Origin of the sequence: Providencia sp. PROV267 (assembly GCF_028477825.1) — a bacterium.
GTDB classification, from domain to species: Bacteria; Pseudomonadota; Gammaproteobacteria; order Enterobacterales; family Enterobacteriaceae; genus Providencia; species Providencia stuartii.
This window is the reverse complement of sequence record NZ_JAMPLX010000030.1, coordinates 1-20,376: the sequence shown is the minus strand read 5'-3', so window position 1 is coordinate 20,376 and position 20,376 is coordinate 1. Positions and strand designations below refer to the sequence as shown.

Genomic DNA, 20,376 nt, shown 5'->3' with positions numbered 1-20,376 from the left:
TTAGTTTTTTTCTAACAGCTCAATGATTTGGCTTGCGACAACTTTGGCACTTTGCTCATCAGTATGAATGGTGATATCAGCAATTTCTTCATACATCGGGTTGCGTTCAGATGCCAATTTTTCAAGAACTTCACGAGCCGGTTCATCCACTTGTAATAGTGGCCGTTTTTTATCACGTTGAGTTCGAGACAACTGTTTCTCGATAGTGGTTTCGAGATACACAACAACACCACGAGCAGATAGGCGATTGCGAGTTTCTTTCGATTTTACTGAACCGCCACCCGTTGCCAGTACGATGCCTTGTTTTTCGGTAAGCTCATTGATGATTTTTTCTTCGCGCTCGCGGAAGCCTTCCTCGCCTTCTAGGTCAAAGACCCAGCCTACATCTGCACCTGTACGTTTTTCAATCTCGTGATCAGAGTCGAAAAACTCCATATTAAGCTGTTGAGCCAATTGACGACCAATAGTGCTTTTGCCGGCACCCATCGGTCCAACCAGAAAGATATTGCGTTTCTCTGCCATGTTTTTTGGTATTACTACGATTATTCGTTAATGATAACCCGCCCCGCCAATCGAATTAGCGACGGGACCTAAACTGAAACCTCATGAGTGATAAGTGAGATCAGATAAGAAAATTATCTCAATACATCAACCTGAATTGCAACTATATAAATGTGGCACTGAGCGAACAAAGTGCCACATTTGTGTTACTGGTTTCTTTTATTATGCCGTCTATTTTGCCTAACGTTTTGTTCAACATGAGTTTTAACAGTATTGCCACTGCATATAAAAGCAGAGGAACGTGTTAATTTATAGAGCAAATTGATTGCGGCTATTTTATAAGCGGCTGATAGCTTGTTCTTTAATCTACTGATAGTTAGAACACTCAATGGGTAACCTTGTATGCTAAAACGACGTCAGCGTCAAATTTATCCGGTAAGTTTATGGCATAAAAAATAATTTTCTCTGCTCACATTTCCTTTATATTCATTCAACTACTTGAAGTATCAATATTATTTTTTTATCTAAATATTGATCAGCTTTGGTGTGATAAAAACCACAAGAACTCTACGGTCAATATGTTCACCTGTATTGGTAAATAACTTTCCCAAAAGGGGAATGTTGGAAAGAAAAGGTAGGCCTGTTTCTGTTTTTTCTTGCTTCTGTTGAAAAATGCCGCCGAGTATCAATGTTTCATTGTTGCGTATCGTGACAGAGGTAGCGATTTCTTGCTTATTGATCGCTAAATAGTGTTCATCACTGGTGGTAATCGCTTTATCAGGGGAGTTATGACTGATTTTCAGTAGTAGCTCAACGTGATCTCCGCGTGAGAGAGTTGGCGTGACCTCCATTCCTAATACCGCATCTTTAAACTGAACGTGTGTTTTCTTTTCTGTGCTAGTGACATAGGGGATTTCAGACCCTTGCTGAATACTGGCGGGGTGTTTGTGTGAAGCCATCAAACGAGGGCTTGCGATAATAGAGAGCAAATTTTCTTTTTCTAAAGCATTAAGTTTAAGTTCTAACAGCCCTTCGCCCAGCCGAAGTAAATTAAACTGACCTGATGAAGAGTCATAGCGGTTATAACGCTGGTAGCGGCTATTATTGGGGCTACCCGATAACATTCCCCACTCCAAGCCTAACTCTTGCAGGGCTGTCCGGCTGCTGCTGATAATGTGTGCGGTAATTTGGACTTGCTGTTTAGGAACATCAAGTTGCTTTAACCACTCTTCAATCAGTTGTAAGCGGGTTTTTGTCTCTTTTATCACTAAACTATTTGTTGCAAAGTGGCTGATGGCGGTAGCTTGGCTCGATAATAAAGCATTTTCAGGGTGTTTTAACTGTTCGAGGGCATCTGTTGCACTTATGGATGTGAGTTTAAAGATTTTTTCGATGAATGGATTCTCGACGGGTTGATGAGAGGGAGTTGGTGAGGGAGAGGCGAGCTTTTGGTGAGTTTCATCTAAAGGCAGAGGGATGAAGGGGTCGCGCATCTCTTGAGCGATCACGTTTAAGGGAATAGTAAAAACAATGATTACAGCTAAAAACAGTTTATTGTTCATTAATATCATCCTTGATAAATGAGAGGGTGAATGTGGCTGTTAACTCGCCATTGCGAGGCGAAAAACGTACCTCAGAAATGAGACCTGTTTGGTATGATGCGGGCGTGATAATGGCATGGATGAAGCGGTAAATTTGCGGGTAATCACCTTGAACTTCAACCTGATAACGCTGCTCATTGGCCGCTACAGCCGCCGAGGGTTGTAAACGGTTAAGTACGACCTTTGTTTGGGTAACCATGTGTTGTATATGAGCCACAAATTGTGTTGCGTTTTGTTTTGATAATGTTAATTCTTGCTCCAGAGCCACCATTTGTTGCTCAAGTTGATGGAGTGAAGGAAGTTGTGTTAGTGCCTGCGTATATTGTTGTGATTGAGAGGCGATATGCTGAGTTTTATTTTTAAGTTCAGTCAGTTGAGACTCCACTTCCTGCCAATAAAAAAAGGTGTAAGCCAGTAAGATAGCAATCGTAGCAACCCAAAGAGGAATAGTTTGTTGCCAAAAAGGGCGATACCAAAACCCAGAGGCATTATCATTCATTCGTCTCCTCCTGATAGTGTGCACTTACATGCAAGTAGTTAACCTGACGAGTTTTCCCCATTTTTATGAGTTGTACTTGATGCAATAACGGGTTGCTTTCTAAGCGAGTGATCAATTGGCTAATATCGTGAAAATCATAGCTAACAGCAGCTATTTCTAGGTTATTACCAGTGAGTGAGACCTTCGCGAGCCAGCTTTTTTGCGGTGTAAGTTCAGGTAGCTTATAAAGAAGATTTAACCGAGTTCGGTTACTTTGTGCTTGCCGATTAAGGTGTTGTCGGTGCGTTTGCCATTCAGCGAGCTTGGCTTGTTTTTCGTTAATCACCTTTATCTGTTGCTGCTTTTGCGCGACATGTTGTTCGAGTTGCATTTTGGTGATCTGCCACTGTGTTTGTTCGAACTGCTGTTGTGAAGAACTGTAGATAACCACGATCGCGACTAGACAACTTTGCAGAATAAATAGCGCGAAACACCGCCGTTTATTGCGAGTAATACGCTGTTGCCGCCAAGGTAAAAAATTAACTTGATACATGGTCACGATCCTTATCGCGTAACGCTAAACCTGTTGCAACCACAAAATCACCGAGTTGGTGAGGGAGCCTAACGGTATGGTTATGAAAGGCTTGCAATAGGCTCCATGAATGTACTGCCTGAGACTTATGGTGATCGCCGATATAATAGAGAGGCAATTTTAGTGGTCCATTGTTTTCATTGAGTAGAGCGATAATTTGTGGAAGTGTGGTGATGTCATTTTCTTGGATTTGATTATAAGTTGCAGGTTGACTGACGGGGCCAGTCCATAGCCACTCCCCTTGGCGATAATGTATTAGCCAACTCTCATCGGGTAACCCAGCATAGCGTGCAATGTAACGTAAGACACAAGGGGCGACATCAATTGCGGTTAGCAAGAAGCCACTGTCATGTAATAAATTTTGCCAAAACACGATCTCTGACTTACGTACCCCGTTTAGGTAGGCTCGATTGTCTATCACACGATAATCGATCACCAAATCTTCTGAACTTAGTGGAAACAATTTTTCGGCGCAGCTTTGTAAGTACCAACCTAGCTCAGGTTGCTTTAAAGTCACTTGTTCAGGTAAAGTCACTTGCTGTTTTAATGTTCTCAGAGCAGAAAATGCCATTGAGACCTGACAATTTTTAGGTAATTTCCGACGCCATTGTATTAAAATTTTCAGTAGCATCTCGTATCTATCATGTTCAGATTGGCTGGTGATTTCGTTTGGAATATTATGTTGCCAACACTCGCATAAGTACCGCCGTTTGCGGTTTTGTTTTGTGGCAACAAGTTGAATTGAGGCTTGGCAAAGGTCTATTCCGATGTTCCATTTTTGTGAATACATAGATAATTTCCTTATCATCAACAAATAAATTACGATTTCTATTGAGCTGTATAAGCTTTATACTACGCGCCAGCTATATCTAAACCCTCCTGTCTGTTGAGTATGGGAATTATCCGGTGAAGTTCGTAAAATATTTTTTTATTATTGTTATTTGTTGCATTTTTTTGGGAACCGCCTCGATTTTTGGCATGTACAAATATGTCGAAAATGAGTTACCTGACGTCGCAACAATGAAAGACATCCGCCTACAAACGCCGATGCAAATCTTCAGTGCTGATGGTGAATTAATTGCACAATATGGTGAAAAACGCCGTATTCCGCTGCCATTAGCTGATATCCCACCCCTGATGATCAAGGCCTTTATTGCAACGGAAGATAGCCGTTTTTATGAGCATCATGGTATCGACCCTGTGGGTATTTTCCGTGCCGTTACGGTAATGGCATCTTCGGGTCGTGCTTCCCAAGGGGCGAGTACAATCACCCAGCAATTAGCCAGAAACTTTTACTTAAGCCCAGAAAGAACCATAATGCGTAAGGTAAAAGAGGTCTTTCTTGCGGTGAGAATTGAGCAGTTATTCACCAAAAATGAGATCATGGAACTGTATCTCAATAAAATTTACCTTGGTAACCGTGCATATGGGGTTGGCGCAGCCGCGTATGTGTATTTTGGTAAAACGGTCAATGAATTAACGCTCAGTGAAATGGCGATGATCGCGGGTTTACCAAAAGCACCTTCGACATCAAATCCTTTATTCTCTTATGAAAAAGCGATTAGCCGTCGTAATGTGGTGCTTGGGCGTATGCTAGAAGAAAAATACATCACCCAAGCAGAATATGAACAGGCAAAAAATGAGCGAATTGAAGCGTCTTATCACGCACCGAAAATTGATTTCTCAGCACCTTACCTCGCCGAAATGGCACGCCAAACATTGTATGAGCAACATGGTGAAGATGCTTATACTGACGGTTACAAAGTCTACACAACGGTTATTCGCAAAGACCAACTCGCAGCCACTGATGCGGTACGCAATAATTTAATTGATTATGATGTCCGTCATGGTTATCGCGGGCCAGCAGACGTGTTGTGGACAGCAGGAGAGCCTGCCTGGACGACAGAAAAAATTATCGAAAAACTTAAAAAATCCCCTGTTTATGGGCCATTATTACCTGCTGTTGTCCTTTCCTCAACGGACAGCGAAGCGACGGTGCAATTGGCCGATGGCTCAACAGAGAAAATCACTTTAGCGGGTGTGCGTTGGGCGCGTAAATTCATTTCCGATACCCAGCAAGGTGCCACGCCAAGTAAAGTGAATGCGGTGATGAAAGCAGGTGAGCAAGTTTGGATCCGCAAAGTAAAAGATATTTGGTGGCTGGGACAGGTTCCTGAAGTTAACGGGGCTTTTGTGGCATTGAACCCAAATAATGGTGCGATTATCGCCTTAGTGGGTGGCTTTGACTTTAATATGAGTGAGTTTAACCGCGTCACTCAGTCATTACGCCAAGTTGGCTCGAATATCAAACCTTTCTTGTATACAGCAGCGATGGATAAAGGCTTGACGCTGGCATCACTGTTAAATGATGTTCCTATCAGTCGTTGGGATGCGGGAGCAGGGTCAGATTGGCGGCCGAAAAACTCACCGCCTCGTTATGCAGGCCCTATCCGCTTAAGACAAGGGTTAGGTGAATCAAAGAACGTGGTTATGGTACGCGCCATGAGAGCGATGGGGGTTGACTATGCAGCCGATTACCTCACACGTTTTGGCTTCCCTGCGGAAAATATCAATCGAACTGAAGCCTTAGCGCTCGGTGCGCCATCATTTACGCCAATGCAGATGGTGCGAGGCTATGCGGTGATGGTGAATGGTGGTTATCTGATTGACCCTTACTATATCCAAAAAATTGAGAATGCAGAGGGTGAGGTGCTTTTTGAAGCTAATCCAAGAATAGCTTGCCCTGATTGTACTGATATTCCAGTGATTTATGGAAATACGGAGCGTACGATCGCCCTTAAAGGCGTTGATGACGAGTCGACAGAAGAAATTACTCAATCAGATGATAAACCAACGGAGCAAGAGCCAACGATGGAAGTGACATCTGCGGCACCAAAAGAAGCGACACCTCAAGATATGTATGCGCCTCATGTTATCAGCACACCTTTAGCGTTCTTAATTAGGGATGCAATGATGACGAATATCTATGGTGAACCAGGCTGGTTAGGTACTGGCTGGCGTGCAGCGAGAGATCTAGGTGGTCGCCGTGATATTGGTGGTAAAACAGGCACAACGAATAGCTCGAAAGATGCTTGGTTCTCCGGTTACGGCCCTGATGTTGTCGCCTCGGCTTGGATTGGTTTTGATGATAATAGGCGTACCTTAGGGCGCACAGCAATCAGCGGTGGTGAAGCGGGGGCGAAAAGCGCTCAACCAATATGGGATGACTTTATGAAGTCAATCTTAGAAGGTGTACCGGTTACGATGATGAAGCCACCGAAAGGGATCATTGCTGTTTCTATTGATAGTCGGACGGGTAAGCTAGGCAATTCTCGTAAAGAGTATTTTATTGAGGGTACTGAGCCTAAAGAGCATGCTATTCAAGAGGTTGGAACGACTATCTTTGAAGAGGGCGGCGAGAGCCAAGAACTGTTCTAATGTGTTTGGCTCCCTGTTCAAAGGGGAGCTAACAAGAGAGTAAATGTTAAATAGGAAAATCGTTGTATTGATTTTCCTATTTATTTTTAACGCAAAAATTAATTGGCGATCTATTTGGAAAAATGGCGCTAATTGTATTTTTTTAAATAACGCTCAAGATAGAATAAGGCACTGATATTACGCGCTTCATTGAAATCAGGGTGTTCAAGTAACTCCATCATGCGTGCAATTGGCCATCTAACCTGTTGTAAAGGCTCTGGTTCATCCCCTTCTAGCTTTTCATGGTAGAGGTCGCTTGCGATGAGAATATTCATCTTACTAGAGAAGTAAGAGGGTGACATGGTGAGTTTCGCCACTTGTGTGATGTGATTGGCACCAAAACCGATTTCTTCTTTTAACTCGCGTTGTGCTGCTTCTATTGGGGTTTCACCGGGATCGATAGCGCCTTTAGGGAACCCTAATTCGTAATCTTCAATACCGACAGCATATTCACGGATTAGGATCAAACTATCATTGATGATAGGAACAATGAGTACGGCCTCACGTTTCCCTGGACGCATCCTTTCATAAATGCGTTTTTCGCCGTTGCTAAACTCGAGGTCAACAGATTGGATACTGAATAACTTGGAATGAGCAACATCCTGAATATTCAAGATTTTTGGCTTTTTAAGCTCAGTCATAACAATTCCCGAATAGGGTGAGTGAATAAAAATATCAGCGACGCTACAATGTCGCTATTACACTGTTGTTAACTATGACCCATATCAAAAAAAATTGATAGAGATTATCGGGTTGATAAAATGCTGTTAGTATACCTATCGCACTTCTAGTTGTGTGAGAGGTATGATAATAAGGTACAGTGCTTCGTCTCTTAGGTTTTTATATTAAAATGGCGTACTTAGCATGTATACAAACATACAACTTGAATTATTTTATGTATATATGAAGTGTATAAAAAGAGCACAGATTAATAAATAAAATTTTTTAATTACAACATATTGTAAATTAACATAAAAACTAAAAATAGAATAGGAATTGGCTTATATAGCGATAGCGCCGTGATTGCTATGCTTTTCTTGATATTATTTCACTGGGGAAAAAATGCTTACTTACGTCATTATAATGGCTATTTTTATAATTAGCCTAACTATAATGGCTTCCTTTCTGTATTTCAGGCGGGGGCGGAATTCTGGTGTCTATCAGATCCCTTCTCAAGCTGAGCCATCTTACCGGAAGATGATAGATAACGACTATCAAATCATCTCTCAGTACTTACGTACCAACCCTTTTCCTTCCCAAAGCGCTGAGCAAACACCGTGGCAATTGAAGAAAAATGCCGTGATCGCAACGGTGTGTAATTCAGTCACTCGATTTAATTTGCGGCAAGAGCAAGCGAATAGTTGGCGTTATTTTATTGATACCATTGAAGTTAAACTTCCCCACCAGCTTGAACCTTATTTACAGCAAAAAAATGTGATGGAGTTAGTTGAAACTAACCATCTACCATTAATTATTTCTCTAAATAATTTCTCGTTAAAAGATTTTAATTATGAGTGGACCTCTGATGATATTCAGGAAATTGTTACCCCTGAAGCGGCAATTCATGAAAGAGGAGAACCTAATGTTCAAGTATTGCGTGTTCGCAAAGAAACTATTGAGGAGCATCGGCTAAATCATTCCTCTGGTTGGCTAGGCACTTTACTGATTTGTTTGAGCTTTTTACTTGGGTATTTAGCACTAATTGCCATTCCTTTTTTGCAGTCATGGGGGTTTGTCGGAGCCTTTTTCTGTTTTGTTGCGGGCCTATTGGCTCTCTTTCGCTTACGTGTCTTCCCTAAGAAATTACAAGATGTGCAGTGCGTTTTTGGGCAGCCGAAACGGTGGGAACTGTATGGGGAATTAGATAAAAGGCAATCATCGACCGTCTCTATAGGGGGGATCGATCTCTATTATCCTTCCCATTGGGAACCTTATATCCACCATGAGTTAAACAAAGCGACTCAGATAGACATGTACCCGTCAGGGCAGGTTTTGCGGCATGGGCAATTTCTATCATTGCACGAAGAGGAGCGCTATTACCCTTATCGGCGATATAAAAAAAATCTCCTGATACTCGCAACTGGTTTACTGGTTTTATTTTTGATGTTTTCCTACCAATCCATGTGCTTACCCATCAAACTCGGGTTTGCATGGCTTGAGGGCGCTGAAAAGATCAAGGTCATGAATGTGGCTGAACTGGAAACGCGAAAATTAAAAGTTGGTGATAGCTTAAGTGCGAAAGGGGTTGGGATGTGCTATCGGCCGCCTAATCTGTCTGATACGAATCATGCTCAGTTTGCGCCTTTTGATTGTTCAGGTGTGTATTGGAACAATATGAATTTGACGCCAGACCCGGAATCTGAAGTGATAGAGCGCGCAATTAGGCTACTTAATACAGTGCAAAAGCAGCTACACCCTGAAAAAAACAGTGTTGGGGTTAACCCGCGCTTACAGCGTGATATTATGAAATCAGGGATGAATATTATTTTTGATTTCTCTGAAATTATATTGAAAACCAACGAGTTATGTTACCAAGAACATGCCTGCTCTAAGCTGAAAAGTGCGCTAACCAATTTAGGCAGCACCGATGATTGGGGAACACTTGTTGTTAAAGCGTCCACAGGGAAATTAAGTGGCGCTCATGTTTTATTACGCGCAGGTAGTGCCGAGGCCTTGGAAAAGCTAGTTGAAGTCACCACATATGAATTTATCAAAGTCGAAGTTGAAAAAGAGGCTGCAAAACTGAATAGCCCTCCACCGGGTGGCGTGCTACTGATCAGTGATGAAAATAAAGCGCTCGTCGATTTTATCGTGGGGAGCACATTCAACGATATGACGCCTTTGCAACGCTGGGTGGAGCTTAAACGGATAGCGGGCTTGCTTATCAACACCCCGTTTGATGTCGAAGGTATTATCACGGATTTGTCGACGGATGCGAACGGGACATTACATATCACCCTTCATAGCAAACCGGATGAGAAGGTATTGTCGCAATATGTGATCAGTTCCTTATTCACTCTCTTTCTCGGCATTGGCGTGTTATTAAATGGTACTTTAGTCATATTCCGTATCATGAATAATAAAAAGCGATTACGTAATATTAAACGATATTATGATAAGTGCTTTGAGGCAGACAATCCCTCCAATCAAAGTTAGTTTCTAAATGATGGAGGCCTCATTTTAAAGATTGGCACTGAGGATAACATCATGAAACAATCACCTACAGAACAAGTTCGCCTAGATAAATGGTTATGGGCAGCGCGTTTTTACAAAACACGCTCGATAGCTCGCGATATGATTGATGGCGGAAAAGTTCATTACAACGGGCAAAGGACCAAGCCCGGTAAAATTGTTGAACTGAATGCGTTAATCAGGCTAAGGCAAGGTAATGATGAACGGACTGTCGAAGTATTGGAAGTGAGTGGTCAGCGCAGAGGCGCGCCAGAAGCCCAATTACTTTATCGTGAAACCCCCGAGAGCCAAGAGCAGCGTGAAAAATTGGCCCAAGCTCGGAAGATGAACGCATTAACGATGCCGCATCCAGAACGGCGACCCGATAAAAAAGAGCGTCGAACCCTGCTAAAATTTAAGCAGACAAATTCCCATGACGTGTAACCGTTGATGTTATTCGTATTTAAAAACATTTTAATCAAGGTGAGAGGTTTTTAACGAGGCCTCTCATAAGCAATAGAGAGAAATTATGGCTAAACAAGACCTACTCCACCGTTTCCTTTTTGAACAGCATGCTGTACGTGGGGAGATGATCACTGTCGATGAGACATTTCAGCAGATCCTGAACAATCATGACTACCCAGATGCCGTTAAAGGACTATTAGGTGAATTGCTTGTTGCTACCAGCCTGCTTACCGCAACATTGAAATTTGACGGTGATATTACTGTACAAATCCAAGGTGATGGCCCAGTGAATTTGGCTGTTATTAATGGCAATAACTTACAACAAATGCGGGGTGTTGCGCGTGTTGATGGTCCCGTGGTTGCTGGGAGCACACTAAAGCAGATGATTGGCAATGGCTATATGGTCATTACTATCACACCCAATCAAGGGGAGCGTTATCAAGGGATTGTTGCAATCGAAGGTGAAACGCTAGAAGAGTGCATTGATGCTTACTTTATGCAGTCAGAACAGTTACCAACGCGCTTGTTTATTCGCGTTGGTGAATCACAAGGTAAAGCGATTGCCGGCGGCATGTTACTGCAAGTACTCCCTGCTGCGGATGAAGGTAGCCATGATATCTTTGATCACTTAGTGCAGTTGACCGCGACCATTAAAGGCGAAGAGTTGAGTGAGCTGGATGTCAAAGAGGTGCTACATCGTTTATATCATGAAGAAGATGTCACGCTATACGACCCACAATCCGTTGAATTTCGTTGCACTTGCTCACGGGAGCGTTGTGAAAGCACATTAATGACTTTACCTGAAGAAGATGTTATCGATATATTGCAAAAAGATGGAAAAATTGATATGGAGTGTGAATATTGTGGCTCACACTACGTATTTATTGAATCCGATATTCAAGGGTTGAAAAATGAGCAAAATCAGCAACTTCACTGATACGATTTAGCAACCTAATTATGTGACGAGGGTGCAATTTTGCACCCTTTTTTTATAATTTTAAAGGCTTATTACGTGCTCTAAGTCTCATAATGAATTAAAAAAAATTATACATTTTCAATTCTTTGATAGCTATCGCTGTTAATTAGTCGTAAAGAATTATGATCATCTGTAGATTAGTTATGATTACCAGGAGCAATAATAATGAGCGCTAAAAGTATTACCCCGAAGGAACTCGAACAATATGGCATTCATGATGTAGCCGAAGTTGTCTATAACCCTAGTTATGAACTGCTATTCAAGGAAGAAACTAAACCTGGATTAGAAGGCTATGAGCGTGGCACAGTGACCACGTTAGGTGCTGTTGCGGTTGATACCGGTATTTTTACTGGTCGTTCACCAAAAGATAAGTACATTGTGCGTGATGATGTCACCCGTGATACTGTCTGGTGGGCTGATCAGGGCAAAGGTAAAAACGACAACAAACCAATGACCCAAGAAGTTTGGAGTGAATTAAAACATTTAGTGACAGAGCAGCTATCAGGTAAACGTTTGTTTATCGTTGATGCATTCTGTGGCGCGAATGCGGACACTCGCTTAAAAGTGCGTTTTATCACGGAAGTGGCATGGCAGGCGCATTTCGTTAAAAACATGTTTATTCGCCCAACTGACGCAGAACTGGTTGGTTTTGAGCCAGACTTTATCGTTATGAACGGTGCAAAATGCACTAACCCAAATTGGAAAGAGCAAGGTCTGAACTCAGAAAACTTTGTGGCTTTCAACCTAACAGAGCGCATGCAGTTAATCGGTGGTTCTTGGTACGGCGGCGAAATGAAAAAAGGTATGTTCTCAATGATGAACTACCTGCTGCCACTTAAAGGCATCGCATCAATGCACTGTTCTGCTAACGTTGGTGAAAAAGGCGATGTCGCTATTTTCTTCGGCCTGTCTGGTACAGGTAAAACAACATTGTCTACAGATCCAAAACGTAAGCTAATCGGTGACGATGAGCACGGTTGGGATGACGATGGTGTGTTTAACTTTGAAGGTGGTTGCTATGCAAAAACTATCCACCTTTCTAAAGAAGCTGAGCCAGATATCTATGGTGCCATCAAACGTGATGCTCTGTTAGAAAACGTCACGGTACTGGCGGATGGTAGCGTTGATTTTGACGATGGTTCGAAAACAGAAAACACGCGTGTTTCTTACCCAATCTACCATATCGAAAACATTGTTAAGCCAGTCTCTAAAGCGGGTCACGCGACGAAAGTCATTTTCTTAACGGCAGATGCGTTTGGGGTGTTACCTCCAGTTTCACGTTTGACGCCAGAGCAAACACAGTATCATTTCCTATCTGGCTTTACGGCTAAGTTGGCAGGTACTGAGCGTGGTGTCACTGAACCAACACCAACCTTCTCTGCCTGTTTTGGTGCGGCATTCCTATCACTGCACCCAACACAATATGCTGAAGTATTAGTTAAGCGTATGGAAGCCGCCGGCGCGAAAGCTTACTTAGTGAATACGGGTTGGAACGGTACTGGTAAACGTATTTCTATTAAAGATACGCGCGCTATTATTGACGCTATCTTAAGTGGTGATATCGAAAAAGCAGATACCATTAAGCTGCCAATCTTTGATTTGGAAGTTCCAACAGCATTACCGGGCGTTGATACCAATATCCTTGACCCTCGTAATACCTATGCTGATAAATCACAATGGGATGAGAAAGCGAAAGACTTGGCTGATCGTTTCGTGAAGAACTTCGACAAATATACTGACACGCCAGCAGGTGCAGCATTAGTGAAAGCAGGCCCTAAACTGTAATGGGTTTGTTGAACAAATAATTATAAGGCCCTGAATTCAGGGCCTTTGTTTTTTATTGAGTGGGTAAATCTGCATGCAGTCATCTATTAGTCAGCCGCAGGTAAATCAAACAGTAAAATTTCGCTGTCTTCACTCGCTGTCATTGTGAGGCTAGCTTCTTGCCAGATCGCTAAGCCATCGCTGGTTGTGGCAGTTTGGCCATTAACCTCGATGTTGCCTTTAACCACTTGGATCCAAACAACGCGTTTGTCGGCAATCGCATAGGTTTGGGTGTCATTGTTCGATAACGCCCAACGCCACAATGTCATGTCTTGATACACTTTTAGCGAGCCATCTCTCGCATCAGGTGATAGCACCAGCTGTTTCCCATCCTTTGAATCAAAACGTTTTTGCTCATAACGTGGCTCGATACCGGCCTTTTCCGGCAAAATCCAGATTTGATAAAGGTGAAGGCGGTTTTTATCATCAGGGTTGTACTCAGAATGACGTACCCCCGTACCCGCACTCATTATTTGAAATTCACCGGCTGGGATCTGCTCCATATTGCCCATGCTGTCTTTATGTTCAACGGTGCCTTCTAGAACATAGGTGAGGATCTCCATATCTTTATGAGGATGGGTACCAAAGCCTTGCCCTGCATCGATAACGTCTTCGTTGATGACACGGAGCGCAGAGAAGCCCATAAATTGCTTATCATAATAATTGGCAAACGAAAAAGTATGCCAGCTATCTAGCCAACCATGATTAGCATGGCCACGTTCATTTGCTTTGCGTAAATAGATCATTGTGTCATCTCCTTAAAAGCCTATCGCCAACCGATGTTGGAACAGTGCTAAATTTGTTGATGACAGTTTAAACAATTTAATAATAGAGAGAAGCCGTTACGATTGACCATAGAATTCAAAAAGTTTGAACAAGATCAGGAGATAAAAAAGTAGCCAGCACAAGGCTGGCTAAACTAAACACTGGAAGCAATGTGAGCAATGTCGTACTGCCAAGACAGTGACTGTATCAGTGATGTCGAGGTAGTGATTTGATGATAATAGTTATCACTATCGTTTGTAAAGTGTTTTTTTTAATCAAAATCGTATAAATTACAATAAAAATCGCAATTATATGATTTCTATCAAATTAAATAATATCCATTATTTTTCAATGGATTAACTTTTTATAGGTTCAGCGAGATTTTTGAACGATACATAGGGAAAGTAGGGGTATTATTGAGGTTAGAATGCCTCGCTATTACCCCGTTTAATCATGTTTATGCAAAAACCATTGCGTGGCTTTAAATGATTTTTTGCGTAGGTTACGCCTTTAAATAGTTTATTGCTCTGTATGTAACGGCAGATTTTCCGCGCAAGCCGCAGCCGAACTCCACGCCCATTGGAAGTTATAACCGCCTAGCCAGCCTGTGACATCCAAAACCTCACCGATGAAATATAATCCTTCTGTTTTTAGTGAGCCCATCGTTTTCGATGAAATTTCGCGGGTATCAACGCCACCTAAAGTGACCTCAGCGGTACGATAGCCTTCAGTACCATTAGGTTGTATTTGCCACTGATGTAAGTTGTTATGCAGTGTCTCAATTTGTGGGTGGGTAAGTTGTTTAAGTGCGCAATCAGGTATCTGGCCTAGCGTTTGCAAAACTTCAACTAACCGTTTTGGTAATAATTTGGCGAGTGTTGTTTTAAGGGATTGGTTTGGATGTGTTTGCTTTTCTTCAGCCAAATAATCCGTCAGAGAGTGTTCAGGAAGTAAGTTAATACTTACAAACTCTCCGGGGTTCCAATAATTGGAGATCTGTAAAATAGCGGGGCCAGATAGGCCACGGTGAGTAAAAAGAATATTTTCTTTAAATAAAGTACCATCGGCGGAGGTAACGGTTGCTGCAACAGAGACACCCGAGAGGACTTGTAGCGTCTCTAACAGAGGCTTATGCAGTGTAAAAGGAACTAACGCTGCGCGGGTCGGTAAAATCTGATGACCGAACTGTTCGGCAATTCGATAACCAAAAGGTGTCGCTCCTAGTCCGGGCATGGATAGGCCGCCCGTTGCGACAACAAGTGAGTGTGCACTCACTTTATTTCCGTTCACTGTTACCACAAAACCGTTGTCTATTTTTTCAACGCCAGTCACTTCGCTACGCAATTTTATGGTGATATTGGGTAAGCGGCACTCTTCTTCGAGCATATCAACAATATCTTGGGCGCTATTGTCACAGAATAATTGGCCTAATGTTTTCTCGTGGTAAGGGATATTATATTTATTAACCAACGCAATGAAATCCCACTGTGTATAGCGAGCAAGTGCTGACTTACAAAAGTGAGGGTTGGCGGAAAGGTAATTACTGTGTTCGGCATAGATATTGGTAAAGTTACAACGCCCGCCTCCTGACATGAGGATTTTTCTGCCAAGTTTTTTTCCGTTATCCAAGACTAGTGTATTCAAACCACGCTTCCCTGCGAGTGATGCACAAAAAAGTCCTGCGGCACCTGCACCCAGAATAATGACGTCATAATTTTTCACAATAAGAAATTCTCTATCTGTTTGATTTTAAAAGACACTACAATTTTATGAGTGGCTAGAGTTCGTTAAACTTTTATCGTTGCGATACCATGTATCGTGTAACAACTGATGAAAAGTATTGAATACATATTATAATTAGGGTCTGCTGAACTTTTAGGCTTATTTTTTGGTCAGTGATTAATCAATGACGCTGACTCAAAATTGGTTTTAGGGTTTTTCTAAAAGATCAGCGGTTCGTTCGATATTCGCCAAAAAAGATGAATTTACTCTGATTTGCGTGAAATTCTAACGAAAAAGAGAAAAAAAATCAGAATAAAAACAAATTGTGTAATATGCTGATAATTATAGGATAATAATCATGTTGTACTTTTTTCAACAGTAGTGAAATCAAAAAAAGGTTAGATTTTGCTTCCACCGCTAGCGTTTGTCACTGATAATGCGCCGCGTTCATGACCAACATAAAATGGCTTAACGTCTATGCTACATCTTTTTACAGGTTTGGAATTTTACACCGGCCTACTGTTAGTACTGGCACTGTTATTTGTGCTGTTCTATGAGGCTATAAATGGCTTCCATGATACCGCGAATGCGGTAGCGACAGTTATTTATACCCGTGCAATGCGCGCTCAGTTCGCGGTTGTTATGGCGGGTGTTTTTAACTTTTTTGGCGTTCTGCTCGGGGGGTTAAGCGTTGCTTATGCAATTGTGCACCTATTGCCGACAGATCTTTTGCTTAATGTGAGTTCAGCTCACGGCCTAGCAATGGTCTTTTCATTGCTATTGGCTGCAATTATCTGGAACCTTGGAACCTGGTACTTTGGTATCCCTGCATCCAGTTCTCATACGTTAATCGGGGCGATTATTGGTGTTGGTTTAACCAATGCAATTGTGACTGATTCATCGGTTGTGGATGCCCTCAACATACCCAAAATGATCAGTATTTTCATGTCCCTTATCCTTTCTCCTGCTATTGGTTTTGTGATCGCGGGCTTGATGATATTTGTTCTACGCCGTTACTGGAGTGGTACGAAAAAACGTCGCCGTATTCACTTAACGCCCGCAGAGCGTGAGAAAAAAGATGGTAAGCGCAAGCCACCATTCTGGACCCGTACTGCACTGATTCTTTCCGCCGTTGGCGTGAGTTTCTCACATGGTGCAAATGACGGTCAGAAAGGCATCGGTCTTATCATGTTAGTACTGATTGGTGTTGCGCCAGCCGGTTTTGTCGTCAATATGAATTCAAGCGGTTACGATATCGCAAGAACGCATGATGCTGTTGTTCACTTGCAACAATACTATGAGACACATAAACCAGCACTCAACCATGCAATTGAAAATACACCAGCAGTGACTGGCACCGATGAAATTGGCGAAGAGTTCCATTGTGATAGCTCACGTACGGCTATCGTTCTGAGCCAAGCTCAAAAGCTGTTGAATGGCGTACAAAGCTACGATGAGTTATCACCAGAGCAACGTAATCATATGCGTCGCTTATTAATGTGTATCTCTGATACCGCAAATGCGGTTGCTAAGCTGCCAGAAACTAGCTCTCAAGATGCAAGCTTGCTGAAAAAATTGAGTAATGACTTACTGTATACCGTTGAGTATGCGCCATTGTGGATCATTATTTCAGTTGCTTTAGCACTGTCTCTCGGAACAATGTTTGGTTGGAAACGCGTTGCTGTCACTATCGGTGAGAAAATCGGTAAGAAAGGCATGACATATGCGCAAGGTGTTTCTGCTCAGGTGACTGCCGCTGTTTCAATCGGTGTTGCGAGCTACACAGGGATGCCTGTTTCGACGACTCAGGTATTATCTTCCGCAGTTGCGGGAACCATGGTCGTTGACGGTGGGGGTGTTCAGAGCAAGACAATTAAGAGTATTGCTTTGGCATGGTTATTAACACTGCCTGTTTCTATCTGTCTATCTGGTGGTTTGTACTGGATTGCATTGATGATTATCTAGAACAGTTTCACAAACTGTTGATAGAATGAATACAACATAATAGTGATGAGCTGCTCAGTTCATCACTATTTTTTTGCCTTGAAAACCGTGGAGTATCGAGTTTGTTTTTTTACCCTGCTATTAAGCAAAAATAAGTAGGTAAATTAAGCTAACAATCACTAAGATGCTTAGCTGACTAATTTGTAGAAATTGTTTGCGTATCCTCTCACACCGTAATATGACCTCATCGTCAAAATGCTCAAGGTATTGCTTACTATTGATATAACGAACCAGTTTTAGCTGTTTGTTTAACTGGCCGTGGGTTGTGAAAAAGCCATTACCGTCGACAGATTGATAAAGCAACGGGTCGGTATCCCGTAGGATATAAAGCAAAACACGGATGGAAGAAAAGTAGCGTATCATATTGATGATACACAAAAAGCATAAAGCCCAGAACAAGGCAACCATACTGAACATACTCACCTCCTTAGGTATCAGCTTGCGCTGTTGCTACAAAGGAAATAAAGCAAACACAGTGTTAAGCTAGCTTATTGTTTATTGTAGGATAATAAGTTGCCTAAAAAAAGTGCAAACTCGAGGATTTTTGAGCGATTTTTATCCGAATTTAAGCTGATAAAAAAGAGATATTGGGTAAAAGTGTGTAATAACAGAATGATTATCTAAGAAATAGGCTACTGCTTGTTTATATTGAAAAATATCACACATAACTCTCGTTTATATATTAATATTGTAGAGATGATGTTATTGTTTTCTAAAATGTTATGTGATGAAAGATTCACTAGGCTAATCTGCACAGATGTGATCAAAACGACACTTATCTATCATAGTATGCAGGTATAGTATTTATAAGCGATTGGTGAGTTAAGAGGCTAAGAATAGGATAGGCTCTTAACTTATCACAAAATCAGCATTCGGAAGGAGTTTACTTTATGGCGTACAAACATATTCTCGTAGCGGTAGATTTATCACCTGAAAGTAAAATATTACTGGATAAAGCCGTCTCTATGGCAAAACCTTACGGGGCTAAAGTATCCATGATCCATGTTGATGTGAACTACTCAGATCTCTACACTGGCCTTATTGATGTGAATTTGGGCGACATGCAACAGCGTATCACGGATGAAACTCGTAATTCACTCAAAGACCTCTCCGCAGGCGCAGGTTATGAAATTCAAGAAACATTGAGCGGTAGTGGTGATCTTGGTCAGGTCTTGGTTGATGCAATCAAAAAATATGATATGGACTTAGTGGTCTGTGGTCACCACCAAGATTTTTGGAGCAAGTTGATGTCTTCAGCTCGCCAGTTGATTAATACTGTCCATGTTGATATGTTGATTGTTCCACTGAATGACGATGATGAATAATCCATTCAGTTAAAAATGAAAAACTATTCGCTAAAAACGCTTGCTTATGCAGGCGTTTTTTTTGGCTTAAAAAATTTAAATTAAGTTACTTATTGTCGGGTCAAGAAAAATTTTTTTGTATTAGAGTAAAAAAAACCTTGAAACTTGAATACAAACTAGTGATATATTCAATAGGCAAATGCAAATCAACCTCACATTTCCCCAAAAATTATCACAAGAAAGAGTGAGGAATATCACAACAAAAAATTTAAAAAGGAAGATATAGATGAATTCACTATCATCGTTCTTGGAGTCTGTACAAAAAAGAGACCCTCAGCAACCTGAATTCCTCCAGGCTGTTCGCGAAGTCTTTACCTCACTTTGGCCATTCTTAGAAAATAATCCTAAATATCGTGAACAAGCACTACTTGAGCGTTTTGTTGAGCCTGAAAGAGTGATTCAGTTTCGTGTTTGTTGGGTGGATGACCAAGGTAAAGTGCAAGTGAATAGGGCTTGGCGGGTTCAATATAGCTCTGCTATCGGCCCATTTAAAGGCGGTATGCGTTTCCACCCTTCAGTTAACCTTTCCATTCTAAAATTCTTAGGCTTTGAACAGACACTAAAAAATGCACTGACAACCTTACCAATGGGCGGTGGCAAGGGTGGCTCTGACTTTGATCCGAAAGGCAAAAGCTATGGTGAAGTGATGCGCTTTTGCCAAGCACTGATGACCGAATTGTATCGCCATTTAGGCGCGGATACTGACGTACCCGCGGGTGATATCGGGGTTGGTGGTCGTGAAGTTGGTTTTATGGCTGGGATGATGAAGAAATTATCGAATGATACTTCATGTGTTTTCACGGGTAAGGGACTCTCTTTCGGGGGGAGCTTAATTCGCCCAGAAGCAACCGGTTACGGTTTAGTGTATTTCACAAATGCGATGTTAAAACGCCATGGTTTAGGTTTTGAAGGCATGCGTGTAGCTGTATCTGGCTCTGGTAACGTTGCGCAGTATACGATTGAAAAATGTATGGAGCTTGGCGCAACGGTCGTCACGGCATCCGACTCAAATGGTACTGTTGTTGATGAAGCTGGCTTTACACCAGAAAAATTAGCGCGTTTGGAAGAAATTAAAAACAATTATGGTCGTGTAGAAGCCTATGCAAAAGAGTTTGGCTTAACCTACTTAGCAGGTCAGCAACCTTGGTGTGTACCTGTTGATATTGCTCTACCATGTGCGACACAAAACGAATTAGATACTGCAGCCGCAGAATTGCTGATCAAAAATGGTGTTAAAGCGGTTGCTGAAGGCGCGAATATGCCAACGACAATCCCAGCGACTGAGCTTTTCCTTGAGGCCGGTGTTTTATTTGCACCAGGTAAGGCCGCGAATGCGGGAGGAGTGGCGACATCCGGTTTAGAGATGGCACAAAACGCAGCCCGTATGGGATGGAAAGCTGAGAAGGTTGATGCGCGTTTGCATCATATTATGTTAG

Annotated in this window: 17 protein-coding genes; 8 read left to right on the top strand and 9 right to left on the bottom strand. The window is 42.0% G+C overall.

Annotation, left to right across the window (positions count from 1 at the left end; translation table 11 throughout):
* The 5 genes from aroK to pilM all read right to left on the bottom strand — a co-directional run bounded on the left by aroK (nucleotide 1) and on the right by pilM (nucleotide 3,962).
* A complete protein-coding gene (gene aroK / locus PR709_RS18560) occupies nucleotides 1-522 on the bottom strand; it encodes a shikimate kinase AroK (protein ID WP_004916057.1) in 522 nt (173 codons plus the stop codon).
* Nucleotides 523-1,025: 503 nt separating this feature from the next.
* Nucleotides 1,026-2,063 (bottom strand): secretin N-terminal domain-containing protein, encoded by a 1,038-nt coding sequence (locus PR709_RS18555; RefSeq protein ID WP_014657124.1) that lies wholly within the window; start codon nucleotides 2,061-2,063, stop codon nucleotides 1,026-1,028.
* The gene (locus tag PR709_RS18550) at nucleotides 2,053-2,601 is read right to left on the bottom strand and encodes a hypothetical protein (protein WP_004916055.1); all 549 of its coding nucleotides are present in this window, start codon (nucleotides 2,599-2,601) and stop codon (nucleotides 2,053-2,055) included. Before PR709_RS18550 ends, PR709_RS18555 begins: the two co-directional genes overlap by 11 nt.
* Nucleotides 2,594-3,133 (bottom strand): PilN domain-containing protein, encoded by a 540-nt coding sequence (locus PR709_RS18545; RefSeq protein ID WP_004916052.1) that lies wholly within the window; start codon nucleotides 3,131-3,133, stop codon nucleotides 2,594-2,596. Before PR709_RS18545 ends, PR709_RS18550 begins: the two co-directional genes overlap by 8 nt.
* Nucleotides 3,120-3,962 (bottom strand): pilus assembly protein PilM, encoded by an 843-nt coding sequence (pilM, locus tag PR709_RS18540; protein ID WP_014657122.1) that lies wholly within the window; start codon nucleotides 3,960-3,962, stop codon nucleotides 3,120-3,122. The genes PR709_RS18545 and pilM overlap by 14 nt, the downstream gene beginning before the upstream one ends.
* A 116-nt stretch (nucleotides 3,963-4,078) precedes the next feature.
* On the opposite strand from pilM, the gene mrcA reads away from it, so the two are divergent.
* Complete coding sequence (mrcA, locus tag PR709_RS18535) at nucleotides 4,079-6,610, top strand: peptidoglycan glycosyltransferase/peptidoglycan DD-transpeptidase MrcA (protein WP_042116095.1); 2,532 nt, start codon at nucleotides 4,079-4,081, stop codon at nucleotides 6,608-6,610.
* A gap of 128 nt (nucleotides 6,611-6,738) precedes the next feature.
* On the opposite strand, the gene nudE is transcribed toward mrcA, so the two are convergent.
* Nucleotides 6,739-7,290, bottom strand: coding sequence for an ADP compounds hydrolase NudE (nudE, locus tag PR709_RS18530; RefSeq protein ID WP_004916049.1), 552 nt, complete (start codon nucleotides 7,288-7,290; stop codon nucleotides 6,739-6,741).
* A 421-nt stretch (nucleotides 7,291-7,711) separates the two neighbouring features.
* Between nudE and PR709_RS18525 the strand changes: the two genes are divergently transcribed.
* From PR709_RS18525 to pckA, 4 genes are all read left to right on the top strand, one after another.
* Nucleotides 7,712-9,805 (top strand): IgaA/UmoB family intracellular growth attenuator, encoded by a 2,094-nt coding sequence (locus PR709_RS18525; protein WP_004916096.1) that lies wholly within the window; start codon nucleotides 7,712-7,714, stop codon nucleotides 9,803-9,805.
* 51 nt (nucleotides 9,806-9,856) lie between these two features.
* Nucleotides 9,857-10,264 (top strand): ribosome-associated heat shock protein Hsp15, encoded by a 408-nt coding sequence (gene hslR, locus PR709_RS18520; RefSeq protein ID WP_004916047.1) that lies wholly within the window; start codon nucleotides 9,857-9,859, stop codon nucleotides 10,262-10,264.
* 85 nt (nucleotides 10,265-10,349) lie between these two features.
* The gene (gene hslO, locus PR709_RS18515; RefSeq protein ID WP_004916045.1) at nucleotides 10,350-11,222 is read left to right on the top strand and encodes an Hsp33 family molecular chaperone HslO; all 873 of its coding nucleotides are present in this window, start codon (nucleotides 10,350-10,352) and stop codon (nucleotides 11,220-11,222) included.
* 204 nt (nucleotides 11,223-11,426) lie between these two features.
* Nucleotides 11,427-13,046 carry a phosphoenolpyruvate carboxykinase (ATP) gene (gene pckA, locus PR709_RS18510; protein ID WP_004916041.1) on the top strand — a complete coding sequence of 540 codons (1,620 nt, stop codon included), beginning with the start codon at nucleotides 11,427-11,429 and terminating at the stop codon, nucleotides 13,044-13,046.
* Nucleotides 13,047-13,132: 86 nt separating this feature from the next.
* Here the strand turns inward: pckA and PR709_RS18505 are convergent, their stop codons facing one another.
* Both PR709_RS18505 and PR709_RS18500 read right to left on the bottom strand, forming a co-directional pair.
* Nucleotides 13,133-13,831 (bottom strand): pirin family protein, encoded by a 699-nt coding sequence (locus tag PR709_RS18505; RefSeq protein ID WP_004916039.1) that lies wholly within the window; start codon nucleotides 13,829-13,831, stop codon nucleotides 13,133-13,135.
* 538 nt (nucleotides 13,832-14,369) lie between these two features.
* Nucleotides 14,370-15,572, bottom strand: a complete 1,203-nt coding sequence (locus tag PR709_RS18500; protein ID WP_004916038.1) for an NAD(P)/FAD-dependent oxidoreductase — start codon at nucleotides 15,570-15,572, stop codon at nucleotides 14,370-14,372.
* A 477-nt stretch (nucleotides 15,573-16,049) separates the two neighbouring features.
* Here PR709_RS18500 and pitA point away from each other — a divergent pair, with 477 nt between their 5' ends.
* A complete protein-coding gene (pitA, locus tag PR709_RS18495; RefSeq protein ID WP_004916035.1) occupies nucleotides 16,050-17,537 on the top strand; it encodes an inorganic phosphate transporter PitA in 1,488 nt (495 codons plus the stop codon).
* Nucleotides 17,538-17,657: 120 nt separating this feature from the next.
* On the opposite strand, the gene uspB is transcribed toward pitA, so the two are convergent.
* The gene (gene uspB / locus PR709_RS18490; RefSeq protein WP_004916033.1) at nucleotides 17,658-17,993 is read right to left on the bottom strand and encodes a universal stress protein UspB; all 336 of its coding nucleotides are present in this window, start codon (nucleotides 17,991-17,993) and stop codon (nucleotides 17,658-17,660) included.
* Between the two features lie 473 nt (nucleotides 17,994-18,466).
* On the opposite strand from uspB, the gene uspA reads away from it, so the two are divergent.
* Both uspA and gdhA read left to right on the top strand, forming a co-directional pair.
* Nucleotides 18,467-18,901, top strand: a complete 435-nt coding sequence (gene uspA / locus PR709_RS18485) for a universal stress protein UspA (RefSeq protein WP_004916030.1) — start codon at nucleotides 18,467-18,469, stop codon at nucleotides 18,899-18,901.
* 265 nt (nucleotides 18,902-19,166) lie between these two features.
* A partial coding sequence (gene gdhA / locus PR709_RS18480) for an NADP-specific glutamate dehydrogenase (protein ID WP_272571096.1) occupies nucleotides 19,167-20,376 on the top strand: 1,210 nt, incomplete at its 3' end.

Bases quoted from the DNA above. Each gene is read 5' to 3' on its own strand.
- pckA (WP_004916041.1), top strand. From the start codon at position 11,427: ATGAGCGCTAAAAGTATTACCCCGAAGGAACTCGAACAATATGGCATT.
- PR709_RS18525 (WP_004916096.1), top strand. From the start codon at position 7,712: ATGCTTACTTACGTCATTATAATGGCTATTTTTATAATTAGCCTAACT.
- PR709_RS18550 (WP_004916055.1), bottom strand. From the start codon at position 2,601: ATGAATGATAATGCCTCTGGGTTTTGGTATCGCCCTTTTTGGCAACAA.
- PR709_RS18545 (WP_004916052.1), bottom strand. From the start codon at position 3,133: ATGTATCAAGTTAATTTTTTACCTTGGCGGCAACAGCGTATTACTCGC.
- PR709_RS18555 (WP_014657124.1), bottom strand. From the start codon at position 2,063: ATGAACAATAAACTGTTTTTAGCTGTAATCATTGTTTTTACTATTCCC.
- aroK (WP_004916057.1), bottom strand. From the start codon at position 522: ATGGCAGAGAAACGCAATATCTTTCTGGTTGGACCGATGGGTGCCGGC.
- nudE (WP_004916049.1), bottom strand. From the start codon at position 7,290: ATGACTGAGCTTAAAAAGCCAAAAATCTTGAATATTCAGGATGTTGCT.
- pitA (WP_004916035.1), top strand. From the start codon at position 16,050: ATGCTACATCTTTTTACAGGTTTGGAATTTTACACCGGCCTACTGTTA.
- uspA (WP_004916030.1), top strand. From the start codon at position 18,467: ATGGCGTACAAACATATTCTCGTAGCGGTAGATTTATCACCTGAAAGT.
- PR709_RS18505 (WP_004916039.1), bottom strand. From the start codon at position 13,831: ATGATCTATTTACGCAAAGCAAATGAACGTGGCCATGCTAATCATGGT.
- hslO (WP_004916045.1), top strand. From the start codon at position 10,350: ATGGCTAAACAAGACCTACTCCACCGTTTCCTTTTTGAACAGCATGCT.
- pilM (WP_014657122.1), bottom strand. From the start codon at position 3,962: ATGTATTCACAAAAATGGAACATCGGAATAGACCTTTGCCAAGCCTCA.
- uspB (WP_004916033.1), bottom strand. From the start codon at position 17,993: ATGTTCAGTATGGTTGCCTTGTTCTGGGCTTTATGCTTTTTGTGTATC.
- hslR (WP_004916047.1), top strand. From the start codon at position 9,857: ATGAAACAATCACCTACAGAACAAGTTCGCCTAGATAAATGGTTATGG.